Below are 12517 nucleotides of genomic sequence, written 5' to 3'. Positions count from 1 at the left end.
CTAAGTGACATCCGGAGTGCACGAACTCGCCCACGAGCTGCGGCCCCTCGTCTTCCGCCTGTACTACATGGTCCGGCGCCTCACCCCGCAACACCAGCTCACCCTGACCCAGGGTTCCGTCCTGGGCGAGCTGGTCACGAACGGCCCGCGGCGCATGAGCGCGCTCGCCGACCTGGAGGGGGTGCGGCAGCCGTCGATGACCGACCTGGTGCGCCGGCTCGAACGGCTCGGGCTCGTGACCAGGACCGCCGACCCCGAGGACCGCCGGGCGGTGCTCGTCGAGGCCACCGAGGCGGGCAGGCAGTACATCGACGCGCTGATCGTGGCCCGCGAGGAGTTCCTGCGGGAGCGCCTCGCCGCTCTGGACCCCGCCGAGCGCGCGGCCATCGACACCGCGCTGCCGGCACTGCGACGGCTGATCGATCCAGCCAAGAAGAAGGAGGAAGTGCTCGATGAGCGGTAACGCTCACGGAAGCTTGCTGGACGCGGTGAAGGGCCAGCCCAAACAGGTCTGGATCACCGCGTTCGCCGCGGTCATCGCGTTCATGGGCATCGGGCTGGTGGACCCCATCCTGCTGTCCATCGCCGAGGGCCTGCACGCCACCGCGTCTCAGGTCACCCTGCTGTTCTCGTCGTACCTCGGCGTCCAGGTGCTGGCCATGCTGATCACCGGCGCCGCGAGCGCCCGGTTCGGTCCGAAGAGGACAGTGCTGACCGGCCTCGTGCTGATCGTGCTCGCGACGGCGCTGTGTGCCGCCGCCGGGTCGATCACCCAGCTCGTCGCGCTGCGCGCGGTGTGGGGGCTGGGCAACGCGTTCTTCATCGCGACCGCGCTCTCGGTGATCGTCGGCGCCGCGACCGGCGGGCAGGCCGGCGCGATCCTGCTGTACGAGGCGGCGCTCGGCGTCGGACTCGCCGTCGGGCCGCTGCTCGGCGCTCTGCTGGGCAGCATCTCGTGGCGAGGCCCGTTCATGGGCACCGCGGTGCTGATGGCCGCGGCGCTGGTGCTGTGCTCGATCTTCCTCAACCGCGACGCGGACGAGGAACGGCCGAAGATCCGGCTGGCCGACCCGCTGCGCGCCTTGGCGCACAAGGGGTTGCTGCGCACGTCGATCGGTTCGGCGCTCTACACCGCGGCGTTCTTCACGGTGCTGGCGTGGACGCCGTTCGTGCTCGAGTGGAGTGCGGTGGCCGTCGGCCTGGTCTTCTGCGGCTGGGGCCTGTGCGTCGCGATCGCGGGCGTGGTGCTCGCGCCGAAACTCGCGCACCGGCTCGGCGAGCGGCACGCCACCGCGGTCTCGGTGCTCGGGTACGCGGTGCTGATGCTCGTGCTCGCGGTGCCGAGCAAGCCGGTCGTCGTGGTCGGGGTGATCGTGTCCGGGCTGATCTCCGGCCTGCTGAACACGTTGTTCACCGGGACCGCGATGTCGATCAGCGACGCGCCGCGGCCGGTGGCCAGCGCGGGCTACAACTTCTGCCGCTGGCTCGGTGGTGCGGTCGCCGCGACCCTGGTCGGGCACGTCGCGGACTGGTTCGGTTCGCCGCACTCGCCGTTCCTCGTCGCGGCGGTGCTGTGCGTGATCGCGGGCGGGCTGCTGTTCGTGCGCGAAAAGTCCGCTGACGTCCGGGAACTGCCGGAAGGGGCGGCTTTGGTGGGCGAAGAGCTTTAGGAGCTGTTTACCCGGAGTTTGTCGGTACCTGGCCTTCGTTGCTTAACGTCACGGGCGTTCCCCTGACTGAGTGATGGAGGCCTTGTGCTGTCTCTGCCCCTGTTCGCGCACTCCGGCAGATCGCCGGTGACCTGCGAGTACCGCTGCGGCAACGCCTGTGCCCACGAGGCGCCGAACACCTCCGACAACGAGTACTTCGGCGACGTCGCGAAGAACGTGCTCTCCCGGCGTGGCGCCTTCAAGGCCGGTGCCGTGATGGCCGCCGCCGCGGGCGGGTTCGCCGCCCTGTCCGGCACCGCCGCCCCGGAGGCCGCCGCGTCCCCGGTCGCGCTGACCCGGCCCGGCCGTCCCGTGCCCGGCACGGACTTCACGCCGGTCGCGCCGAACACCGCTGACGCGCTCGTCGTGCCGCGCGGCTTCCGGCAGAACGTCGTGATCCGCTGGGGCGACCCGGTGGTGCCCGGCGCGCCGAAGTTCGACCCGGCGAAGCAGACGGCGGCCGCGCAGGCCAAGCAGTTCGGCTACAACAACGACTTCGTGGGCCTCATCGGCTGCGGGCACAACCGGTGGCTGATGGTCGTGAACCACGAGTACACGACCGAAGTCCAGATGTTCCCGCAGTACGACGCGAACAACCCGACCCGCGAGCAGGTCGAGGTCGCGTGGGCGGCACACGGGCTGTCCGTCGTGCAGGTCGAGAAGCAGCGCGGTGGCGGGCTGAAGGTCGTGCCGAGCCGCTACGGCCGCCGGATCACGCTGAACACCGAGTTCGAGGTGCGTGGTCCCGCCGCCGGCTCGAAGTACCTGAAGACCTCCGCCGACCCGACCGGCCGCCGCGTGCGCGGCACGCAGAACAACTGCTCGGGTGGCGTGACCCCGTGGGGCACCGTGCTGTCCGGTGAGGAGAACTTCCACCAGTACTTCGCCAACGCGGACAAGGTGACCGACCCGGTCGCGCAGGCGCGGCTCAAGCGCTACGGCGTCGGCACCGGCACGAGCACCCGCAAGTGGGAGCGGTTCGACAAGCGGTGGGACGTCGCGCAGGAGCCCAACGAGCCCAACCGGTTCGGCTGGGTCGTCGAGATCGACCCCAACGACCCGAACTCCACGCCGGTGAAGCACACCGCGCTCGGCCGGTTCAAGCACGAGGCCGCCAACGTCAAGATCACCAGGGATGGCCGGGTCGCCGTCTACTCCGGTGACGACGAGCGCTTCGACTACATCTACAAGTTCGTCTCCAAGGGCAAGTACAAGCCGGGCAACAGCGCGCTGGCCCGCAGGCACAACATGGCGCTGCTGGACGAGGGCACGCTGTACGTCGCGAAGTTCACCGGTGACAACCCCGGCGACATCGACGGCACCGGCAAGCTGCCCGCCGACGGCGAGTTCGACGGCACCGGCGAGTGGATCCCGCTCGCCAGCGGCGACAAGTCCTTCGTGGAGGGCTTCACCGCCGAGGAGGTGTACGTCTTCACGCGGCTCGCGGCGGACAAGGCGGGCGCGACCAAGATGGACCGGCCCGAGGACATCGAGCCGAACCCCGTCAACGGCCGCATCTACGCCGCGCTGACCAACAACACCGACCGCGGTGCCGCGGGCAAGGCCGCCGCCGACGAGGCGAACCCGCGCAACGGCAACAAGAACGGGCACGTGCTGGAGTGGGAGGAGGCCTGGGGCGACGCCGCGTCGACGAAGTTCGCCTGGCGCCTGCTGCTCGTCTGCGGGGACCCGAAGACGGCTGACACGTACTTCGGTGGGTTCCCGAAGGACCAGGTCAGCCCGATCTCCTGCCCGGACAACGTGGCGTTCGACCCGTACGGCAACCTGTGGATCTCCACGGACGGCAATGCGCTCGGCTCCAACGACGGCCTGTTCTCGGTGCCGGTCGCGGGTCCGGAACGCGGGCACGTCAAGCAGTTCCTCACCGTGCCGGTCGGCGCCGAGACGTGCGGCCCGGTGGTCACGAACGACTTCGTCGTCGTGGCCGTGCAGCACCCGGGTGAGAACGGCACGCCGGCCGCGCCGACCTCGCACTGGCCGGACGGCGGGAACTCGCTCGCCCGTCCCGCGGTGGTCTCCGTCTGGCGGGACTGAAGCCCGGCGGGGCACCGGTTACCGTGGGCGCATGTCTTCGCTCGCCCTGGTCACCGGTGCCTCGCGTGGCATCGGTGCCGCCACCGCCGTCGCCCTCCAGCCGCACTACCGCCTCCTGCTCGGCGGACGGGACGCGTCGGCGCTGGAGAAGCAGGCCGCCGAGCTGCGGGACGCGCGGCCGTGGCCGGTGGAGCTGACCGACTTCGCCGCACTGGCGGAGGCCGCGGCGGGGATCGACCGGCTCGACGTGCTGGTGCACTCCGCGGGCGTGGCCGAGCTCGGCACCGTCGAGGAGGCGCCGAGCGACGCGTGGCGCCGCGACTACGAGGTCAACGTGCTCGCGGTGGTGGAACTCACGCGGCTGCTGCTGCCGGCGCTGCGGGCCGCGCGCGGGCACGTCGTGGTGATCAACTCCGGTGCGGGGATGAACGCCAAGGCGGGCTGGGGCCCGTACGCGGCGAGCAAGTTCGCCGCCCGCGCCTTCGCCGACACCCTGCGGCTGGAGGAGGAACCCCACGGCGTCCGCGTCACGTCGGTCTTCCCCGGCCGCACGGCGACGGAGATGCAGGAAGCCGTGACCGCGGCCGAGGGGACCGAGTACCGGCCGGAGGAGTACCTGCGCCCGGAGTCCGTGGCCGCCGCCGTGCTCGGCGCGGTGACGGCGACGCCGGACGCGCACCCGACGGAGGTCGTGGTGCGTCCCCGGCGCCGATGAGTTCTGGCCGCGTCCGCGGTCTGTACCGGTATGACTCCTTCCGAGACCAAGAACCTGGACCGCTACGGCAGCGACGCACTGCCCTGGAGCCGGGCGCGTGACGCGCTGGCGCAGGACCCGACGCCCGACGTCACCCACTTCCTCGGCACCTGCCGCGACGGCATCCCGCACGCGGCGGGCATCGGCGCGCAGTGGCTGGACGACTACCTGTACTTCACCAGCAACCCCAGGGCGCGCAAGGCCCGCGACCTCGCGGTCAACCCGCGCTGCACGATCTCCGCGCGGCTGCCGGGGATCGACCTGGTGCTCGACGGCACCGCGGAGCGCGTGACCGACGGCGAGACCCTCGAAGCGGTCGCCGCGGGGTACCGCGCGGGCGGCTGGCCCGCCGAGGTCGAGGGGGACGCGCTCACCGCGCCGTACAGCGCCCCCAGCGCCGGAGCGCCGCCGTGGCACGTCTACCGGTTCACGTTCACCAAGGTCGTCGGCGTCGCCACCGTCGAGCCCTACGGCGCGACGCGCTGGACCTTCGACCGCTAAGCCCGGATCCTGGCGGCCGACTCACTCGCGGCGGCGTAGGCCTTTTCCCGGTCCACGCGGGGGGATTCGCCGTCGGCGAGTACCTGTTCGCCTGCGACCCACACGTCCCGCACGCGGCGGGAACCCGCTGCCCACACGAGGTTCGACAGCAGCTGCGGGTCGGGCACGTCGAGCCCGGTCGCGAAGGCGAAGCCGTCCGTCTCGATGTGCACGAAGTCCGCCCAGCGGCCCGGTTCCAGCGCGCCGATGTCGTCCCGGCCCAGCGCCTCGGCGCCGCCGCGGGTGGCCATGAGCAGGGCGCTCGGTGCGTCGAGCGCCGTCGAGTCCTTTGTGGACAGACGGGCGAGCAGTGCGGCGAGCTGGATCTCCTCCCACAGGTCCAGGTCGTCGTTGCTCGCCGGGCCGTCGGTGCCCAGGCCCACCGCGACCGCCGCCGCCCGCAGGTCCGCCAGCCGCGCTATCCCCGACGCCAGCTTCCCGTTCGAGCCGGGGCAGTGCGCGACGCCGACCCCGTGCCGGGCGAACAGCTGGATGTCCTCATCGGACAGGTGGACGGCGTGTGCGGCGAGCAACCGCCCGTCGAGCAGGCCCACCTCGCCGAGCAGCCGCGGCACCGAGCCGTACTCCGCCCGCTGCTCCTGGTCCTCGTCCGCCGCCTCGGCGACGTGGATCTGCACCAGCGCGCCCCGCGCCGCGGCGGCTTCCGCGGTCAGCCGCAACGCCTCCGTCGGCAGCATGTACGCCGAGTGCGGGGCGAAGGACAGCTCGATCCGCTCGCCCGGCCCGAACCGCAGGCCGTCGGTGTCGATCCACCGTTCCGTGGACCGGACCATCGCGTGCCAGTCGATCCCGGGCAGCCCGATGATGGGGCCGCCGAGCACGGCGCGGGCACCGGTGGCGAGCACCGCGTCCGCCATCTCCTCGGGGTGGAAGTACATCTCGGCGCTCGTGGTCACGCCGTGGCTGAGCATCTCCAGCGAGCCCAGCACCATCCCGGCCCGCACGTCCTCCGCCCGCAGCTTCGCCTCGGCGGGCCAGATGATCTCGTTGAGCCAGCGCAGCAGCGGCAGGTCGCCGCCCATGCCCCGCAGCAACGTCATCGGGCTGTGCGCGTGCGTGTTCACCAAGCCGGGCAACAGGATTCCCGTCAACGCGGTGACGGGGGCCGACGTCGCCGGTGCCTGGGCGGCCGGGCCGCAGTAGGTGATGCGCCCGCTGTCGTCGACGTCCAGGACTCCGTCGCGCACGACGGTGCAGGCGGGATCACAGGGCAGGACAACGGGAGCGGTGTACCTCGACGACATCAGTCCATCAAACCACTGCGCCACGCCCACGCCGCGATCTCCACGCGGTTGCGCGCCCCGATCTTGCCCTGGACGGCGGCCAGGTGTGTCTTCACGGTCGACAGCGACAGGTACAGCTCGGCCCCGATCTCGGTGTTCGTCAGCCCACGGGCCGTCGCACGCACGACGTCGAGTTCACGTGCCGTCAACGGTTCCTTGGGCGGGTCGACCTCGCGACGGGCCGTCGTGCCGTCGAAGTGCTTGAGCAGCCGCACGGTGACCTGCGGCGACACCAGCGCGTCCCCGCGCTCGGCCGCGCGCACCGCCTCGATCAGCAGCGCCGGGCCCGCGTCCTTGAGCAGGAAGCCGCTCGCGCCGTTGCGCAGCGCGGTGTGCACGTACTCGTCGAGGTCGAACGTGGTGACCACGACCACCTTGAACGGGTCGGCGACGTCCGGCCCCGCGAGCTGCCGCGTGACCTCCAGCCCGTCGAGCCCGGGCATGCGGATGTCGAGCAGGCACACGTCCGGCCGCAGCTCGCGCGCCTTCGTCACCGCCGCCACCCCGTCGGCGACGTCGGCGACCACCTCGATGTCGTCCTGGCTCTCCAGGATCATCCGGAACCCGGTGCGCACCATGCTCTGGTCATCGGCGATGAGCACCCGGATCATTCGGCTTCCCCTTCGAGCGGCAACCACGCTTCCACGGCCCAGCCCCCTTCGACCGGCCCGGCCAGGAGCCGGCCGTGCAACAACTCGACCCGCTCCCGCATCCCGACGAGACCGTATCCTCCCTCCCGCCACCCACCGCCACCCTCAACGGAGACGCTGCGCGTCGCTGTCTCGACTCCACCGCCGGCGGGACGCACGTGCTCCATCCTCCCGTCGTCGGTCACCCTGATGTGCAGCTCGCGGTCGTGGACCTCGGCCAGAACGACCACGCGCGTCGCGCCGGCGGCGTGCTTCCCGACGTTCGTGAGCGACTCCTGAACCAGGCGCAGCGCCGACCGCGCGACCTCCTGCGGGATGTCCGGCGTCAGCGCCAGCTTCAGGTCCGTGCGCACGCCGTGGTGCGCGGTGTCGGCGAGCCTGCGCAGATCGGCTTCCAGGTCCGTGGTCGCCTGCTCGGTCTGCCCGTCGTCGCTGCGCATGCTGCGGACCAGGCGCCGCATCGCGACGAGCGCCTCGGTGCCCGCCTCCTCGATCCGCTGCAGCGCGTCCAGTGCCAGTGCCGGGTTCTTGCCGCCGATCAGCTTCGCCGCCTGCGCCTGCACCACGATGCCGGTGACGTGGTGGGCGACGACGTCGTGCAGCTCGCGGGCCAGCGCCATCCGTTCCGAGGTCTGCGCCTCGGTCACCGCGGCCTCGACGACCTTCGCGCGTTCGGAGTCACGGGCCCGGAAGTACAGCCCGATCGCCACCGAGATGCCCAGCACGAGCAGCGCGGCCAGCGCGAATGACCGCAGCCCCAGCGAGTAAAAACCGGTGCGGCTGTAGACGTTGGCCGCCGTGGTGAGGGCGACCGCCACCGACATCACGCCGATGACCGTCCACGCCTGTGCCGGACGTGCCGTGCGCACCAGGAGCACGACGAGGACGATGCCCGCGACGATCTCGGTCAGCGGCATGGCCTGGAACGGCAGGTTGTAGCGCACCGGGGCGACCCAGCCGAAGAACCCGGACAGCAGGAACACGCCCGATGTCAGCACCCCGGCGACGACCGGCCGCACCGTGCCGTAGACGGCGAGCGCCGCGCTCGCGATCGAGCACAGCAGCATCAGGTAATCCCGCGGGCCGCGCTGCAGTGCCTGGGTCAGCTCCAGGAACAGCGGCAGGGTCAGCACGCCGATCAGCGGCCACTGGTCCCGCACCAGCCGGGTGAGCGCGTTCGTGTGCTTCGGTGCGGACTCGCGCCGCAACCGCATCCCCGCGACGACCGCCGCGACGAGCAGTGTCGCCCCCATCAGCAGGGTCAGCAGCGTCCGGTCGGAACCGAACCTGGTGTCACCGCGCAGCGTCGAGGCGAACAGCCCGGCGATCACCAGGTTGGTCACCGCCGCGAACGCGAGGCCCGGCCGCAGCCACCGGACGGCGAGGTACACCAGCTCGACCCCGGCGATCGTCTCGGTCAGCGAAATGTCGGTCAGCAGCGTGGAGAACGGCGGGGTTTCGGTGGCCCGGATCAACACCGTCGAGCCGACGAGCGCGGCGGCCCCGCCGAACGCCCCGCGCGCGGGGTGCGCCCGCCCCCACAGCGCGCAGCCGGCGATCGCGACGATGCCGGGCAGCAACAGCAGATCGCGCCCGCGCGGGCCGATGTCGTCGAACGCGGCGGGGAGCATGATCAACACGTCGCACAGCAGTGCCGCGAGCAGCACGACGCCCTCGAGGCCCAGCCAGCGCCAGGCCGCGCGGGCGCGATCGGAGAACGGCACAACCGAACGGTAGAGGATTCGCGGGCTCGCGCACCCTGGCCGGGCGGCCACCCCACATCGGCCGATCGGCCGATCCGGACACCCCCGCCCCGCTGTGAACCTGATCGGCATGAATCCACAGTGGAACGACCGGGCCGTGTTGTCCGGACGGGGGTTGGTGAAGCGGTACGGCACGCAGTTCGCACTGGCGGGAGTGGACATCGAGGTGCGGCCCGGCGAGGCGATCGCCATCGTCGGGCCGTCGGGGTCCGGCAAGACCACGCTGCTGCACGTGCTGGCCGGCATCCTGCGCCCCGACGAAGGCGAGATCTCGCTCGGCGGGCAGCGCATCGACCAGCTGTCCGAGAAGAAGCGCAGCGAGCTGCGCCGCAGCGAGTTCGGGTTCGTGTTCCAGCAGGGCATGCTGGTCGCGGAGCTGACCGCGGAGGAGAACGTGGCGCTGCCGATGCTGCTGGGCGGCACCTCCCGCAAGGAGGCGCTGACCGCGGCGCGGGAGTGGCTGCGGCGGCTGGGGCTCGGCGAGCGCGGTGGCAGCAGGCCCGGTGAGCTGTCCGGCGGGCAGGCGCAGCGCGTCGCGATCGCGCGGGCGCTCACCCACCGGCCGAAGGTGATCTTCGCCGACGAGCCGACCGGCGCTCTCGACACCCGCACCGGCAAGGAGACGATGGACGCGCTGCTCGTCGCGGCGGCGGACGCGGGGGCCGCGGTGCTGATCGTGACCCACGACCGCGAGCTGGCGGCGTCACTGCCGCGCACCGTCACGATCCGCGACGGCAAGATCTCGTCGCCCGTGGAGGCGGTCGCGTGAACCCCGTGCGCCTGGCGTTCCGGGTGCTGCGCGTCGACGGGCGCACCCGGGCGTCGACCATCCTCATGGCCGTCGGCGTCGCCGTCGCGACCGGGCTCGTGCTGCTGCTGGCGAGCCTGCCGTACGCGACGAAGGCGAGGGCCGAGCGGGCGATCTGGCAGCAGCCCTACTACGGCTCGCAGGGCGAGTCGATGCTGATCACCTCGGCGGAGGACTTCAGCAGGGGCACCATGATCACGCGACTCGACGTGGCGTCCACCTCGGACCCTTCGGCGATCGCGCTGCCGCAGGGGATGCCGAAGTTCCCCGCTCCCGGCGAGGTGCTCGTGTCCCCGGCGTTGTTCGAGCGCATGCACGAGCTGCCCGCGCCCGCGCTCGCGGACCGGTTCCCCGGGCGGGTCGTCGGCACGCTGAGCGACGAGGCGCTGCAGTACCCGGAGCAGTTCGTCGCGGTGGTCGGGCACGCGCCCGGTGAGATGCCCGGCGACGCCTACCACGTCGCGGGCTTCAGCAGCCCCTCCAGCGCGCGGGTGGACCCGTTGTTGTCGCTGCTCGCCGGGGTCGGGGTCGTGGTGCTGGTCGTGCCGAGCCTCGTGCTCGTCGCGTCGTCCGCGCGGCTGACCGCCGCGCGCCGGGAACGGCGGCTGGCCGCGTTGCGGCTCGCCGGCGCCACCCCGGGTCAGGTCACCGGCATCGTCGCGGCGGAGACGGGGGTCGCCGCGGTGGCCGGTGCGCTGCTCGGGCTCGCGATCAGCCCGGTGCTGCACCAGCTGGCGACGTACGTGCCGTGGGGCGGCGGGACGTGGCTGGCGAGCGACTTCGGGCTGCCGCCCGTGATGACGGCCTTGCTGGTGGCCGCGATGCCGGTGCTCGTGCTGGTCGCGGCGGTGGCCGGGTTGCGGCGCGTGGTGAGCAACCCGGTCGGCGCGGTCGCCGGGCACACGCCGAAGCCGCTGCGGGCGTGGCGGCTGCTGGCACTGCCGGTGGCGGGTGGGGTGTTCTTCTTCGCGGTGACGAGCAAGTCGTCGAGCGTGGCGATGGTGTTGTTCGGGTTGCTGCTGGTGGTCGGGTCGGCGGTGGTCGTCGGGCCGTGGCTCACGTTCGCGGTCGGGCGGGTCTTCGTGCAGCGCTGGCGGAAACCGGCGGGCCTGCTCGCCGGGCGGCGGCTGCTGGACGACCCGCGTGGCGCGTACCGGGCGTCGGCCGGGGTCGTGCTCGCGGTGCTGATCGGCTCGATGGCGCTCACGCTGCTGCCCAGCTTCGACCGGATGTCCGGCGGTGGCGGGGACTTCCGCGACTCGGCGTTGTCCTACTCGACGTCGCCGAAGGAAGCCGGGCCGGCCATCGCGCGGATCAACGAGCGGCTCGCGGCTTCGGGCCAGCAGGCGCGCGCGACCGAGATCCACTCGGTGGTGCTCACGTCGGTCAACGGCAGCAAGGTGCAGGCGTACGTGGCGAAGTGCGAGGACGCGGTGCGGTTGCTGCGCGTCCAGCTCAGCTGTGTACCGGGACCGGTGGTGTACGGCGACGACGAGCTGACCGGCTACCGCGTGAGCGGCGACTGGGACTCGCCGGGTGTGCCGTTGGTGGCCGGGACCAGGAGCGCGCCGATGTTCTCGCTGGACGCGGCCGTGAACGTGTCCGCGGTCGTCGACCCGGCAGCGGTGCCGCCGGGTGTCGTGCCGTCCTACGCCAGGGTGGCGGTGCCGACCGAGGGCAGCGATCCCGAGGTCGTGCGCACGGCGCTCGTCGCGGAGGGCGTGAGCGTCTACAACCGCGACATCTACCTGGCGGAGCAGCAGACCCAGCTGGCCGACCTGCGCCGCGTGACGGTCATCGGCCTGGTCGCGGCGGCCGTGCTCGCCGGGTGCAGCGCGGCGATCGCCACCGCGGGATCGGTGATGGACCGCCGCCGCACGTTCGGCGCGCTGATGGCGGCCGGCACGGGGGTCGGCACGCTGTCACGGGCGTTGCGGGCGGAGGCGGCGCTGCCCGCACTCGCCGCGACGATCGGTGCCGGTGTGGTGGGAATGCTCGTGGGCATCGGGTTGTTCGGACTCGTTCGGGAGGGGCGTGAAGGGGTGTCCGCGGTGCTGACGCCGTGGCTGCTGGCTCCGGTGGTGCTCGGCCTCGGGGTGGCCGTGCTCGCCGCGTCGGTGTGCACCCCCGCGCTGAAGCGGGTGCGAGCCGAACCACTGGCCGACGAGTGACGGGGGCCGGGGGCGCCGCCTTTCGTCGGGGGAAGGGCGGCGCTCCCGGGATTTTCTCAGGCCGGGAGCCGCTCGAAGATCAGGTCGCGGCTGACCCGGCCTTCTTCGTCGGCACGCTGCTCGAACTTGGTCCTGGGGCGCCAGCCGGGGCGCGGTGCCCAGTCGGGGAAGCGGTTGCGCAGCAACGGTTCCGCGCTGCACACCTCGAGCATCTGGTCGGCGTAGTGCGCCCAGTCGGTGGCGAGGTGGAGTATCCCGCCCGGCGCGAGCCGGGACGCCACGAGCTCGATGAACGGCGGCTGCACCAGCCGCCGTTTGTGGTGCCGCTTCTTGGGCCACGGGTCGGGGAAGAAGATGCGCACCCCGGAGAGCGATTCGGGCGCGATGTGCTCGTTCAGCAGGACGACGGCGTCCCCGTGCAGCAGCCGCAGGTTCCGCAGCGCGAGCTTCTCGGCCCGCAGCATCAGCTGCCCGAGCCCCGCCTCGTACACCTCGACGGCGACGTAGTTGACCTCCGGCTCGGCGGCGGCGAGCTGCGCCGTCGTCTCGCCCATGCCGGACCCGATCTCCAGCAGCACCGGCGCCGACCGCCCGAACCACCCGGCGAAGTCGAGCGGACCCGGCGGCAGCTCCGCCACCTCGCGGCCCAGCTCCGGCCAGTGCTGCTCCCAGGCCCGCTGCTGCCCGACGGTCATCCGCCCGCCGCGCTGCACGTAGCTGACCACGCTCCGGAGTCTTGGCTGCTGCTCGCTCTCCACAGGCC

The 12517-nt window shown here is 72.2% G+C and carries 11 protein-coding genes; 7 read left to right on the top strand and 4 right to left on the bottom strand.

The features are described 5' to 3' along the window. The first annotated feature begins 4 nt into the window (after positions 1-4). The 5 genes from BMZ92_RS12640 (at position 5) to BMZ92_RS12620 (ending at position 5019) form a co-directional block, all read left to right on the top strand. Positions 5-463: a MarR family winged helix-turn-helix transcriptional regulator gene (locus BMZ92_RS12640; protein WP_091506508.1), complete on the top strand. Its 459-nt coding sequence runs from the start codon at positions 5-7 to the stop codon at positions 461-463. Beyond that, positions 453-1670 carry an MFS transporter gene (locus BMZ92_RS12635; protein WP_091506506.1) on the top strand — a complete coding sequence of 406 codons (1218 nt, stop codon included), beginning with the start codon at positions 453-455 and terminating at the stop codon, positions 1668-1670. The genes BMZ92_RS12640 and BMZ92_RS12635 overlap by 11 nt, the downstream gene beginning before the upstream one ends. A gap of 84 nt (positions 1671-1754) precedes the next feature. Then, positions 1755-3764, top strand: coding sequence for a PhoX family protein (locus BMZ92_RS12630; RefSeq protein ID WP_091506504.1), 2010 nt, complete (start codon positions 1755-1757; stop codon positions 3762-3764). A gap of 31 nt (positions 3765-3795) precedes the next feature. Continuing rightward, complete coding sequence (locus tag BMZ92_RS12625) at positions 3796-4479, top strand: SDR family oxidoreductase (protein WP_091506501.1); 684 nt, start codon at positions 3796-3798, stop codon at positions 4477-4479. Positions 4480-4509: 30 nt separating this feature from the next. Next, complete coding sequence (locus BMZ92_RS12620; RefSeq protein ID WP_091506499.1) at positions 4510-5019, top strand: pyridoxamine 5'-phosphate oxidase family protein; 510 nt, start codon at positions 4510-4512, stop codon at positions 5017-5019. Here the strand turns inward: BMZ92_RS12620 and BMZ92_RS12615 are convergent. The 3 genes from BMZ92_RS12615 to BMZ92_RS12605 are packed head-to-tail and all read right to left on the bottom strand — an operon-like array spanning position 5016 to position 8736. Beyond that, positions 5016-6323, bottom strand: coding sequence for an amidohydrolase family protein (locus BMZ92_RS12615; protein ID WP_091506497.1), 1308 nt, complete (start codon positions 6321-6323; stop codon positions 5016-5018). The genes BMZ92_RS12620 and BMZ92_RS12615 overlap by 4 nt on opposite strands. Next, on the bottom strand, positions 6323-6973 hold the full coding sequence (locus BMZ92_RS12610) for a response regulator (RefSeq protein ID WP_091506495.1): 651 nt from the start codon (positions 6971-6973) through the stop codon (positions 6323-6325). The genes BMZ92_RS12615 and BMZ92_RS12610 overlap by 1 nt, the downstream gene beginning before the upstream one ends. Then, positions 6970-8736 carry a sensor histidine kinase gene (locus BMZ92_RS12605; RefSeq protein ID WP_245783028.1) on the bottom strand — a complete coding sequence of 589 codons (1767 nt, stop codon included), beginning with the start codon at positions 8734-8736 and terminating at the stop codon, positions 6970-6972. Before BMZ92_RS12605 ends, BMZ92_RS12610 begins: the two co-directional genes overlap by 4 nt. A 109-nt stretch (positions 8737-8845) precedes the next feature. Between BMZ92_RS12605 and BMZ92_RS12600 the strand changes: the two genes are divergently transcribed. Both BMZ92_RS12600 and BMZ92_RS12595 read left to right on the top strand, forming a co-directional pair. After that, on the top strand, positions 8846-9544 hold the full coding sequence (locus BMZ92_RS12600; RefSeq protein ID WP_091507057.1) for an ABC transporter ATP-binding protein: 699 nt from the start codon (positions 8846-8848) through the stop codon (positions 9542-9544). Next, positions 9541-11754 carry an FtsX-like permease family protein gene (locus BMZ92_RS12595; protein ID WP_091506490.1) on the top strand — a complete coding sequence of 738 codons (2214 nt, stop codon included), beginning with the start codon at positions 9541-9543 and terminating at the stop codon, positions 11752-11754. Before BMZ92_RS12600 ends, BMZ92_RS12595 begins: the two co-directional genes overlap by 4 nt. Before the next feature lie 56 nt (positions 11755-11810). Here BMZ92_RS12595 and trmB read toward each other — a convergent pair whose 3' ends face one another. Next, on the bottom strand, positions 11811-12512 hold the full coding sequence (gene trmB, locus BMZ92_RS12590) for a tRNA (guanosine(46)-N7)-methyltransferase TrmB (RefSeq protein WP_091506487.1): 702 nt from the start codon (positions 12510-12512) through the stop codon (positions 11811-11813). Positions 12513-12517 lie beyond the last annotated feature (5 nt).

It is taken from the genome of Amycolatopsis sacchari (assembly GCF_900114035.1).
Taxonomy (GTDB): Bacteria; Actinomycetota; Actinomycetes; order Mycobacteriales; family Pseudonocardiaceae; genus Amycolatopsis_E; species Amycolatopsis_E sacchari.
Note: the sequence above shows the minus strand (reverse complement) of the source record. Positions and strands in the feature narration are given on the sequence as shown.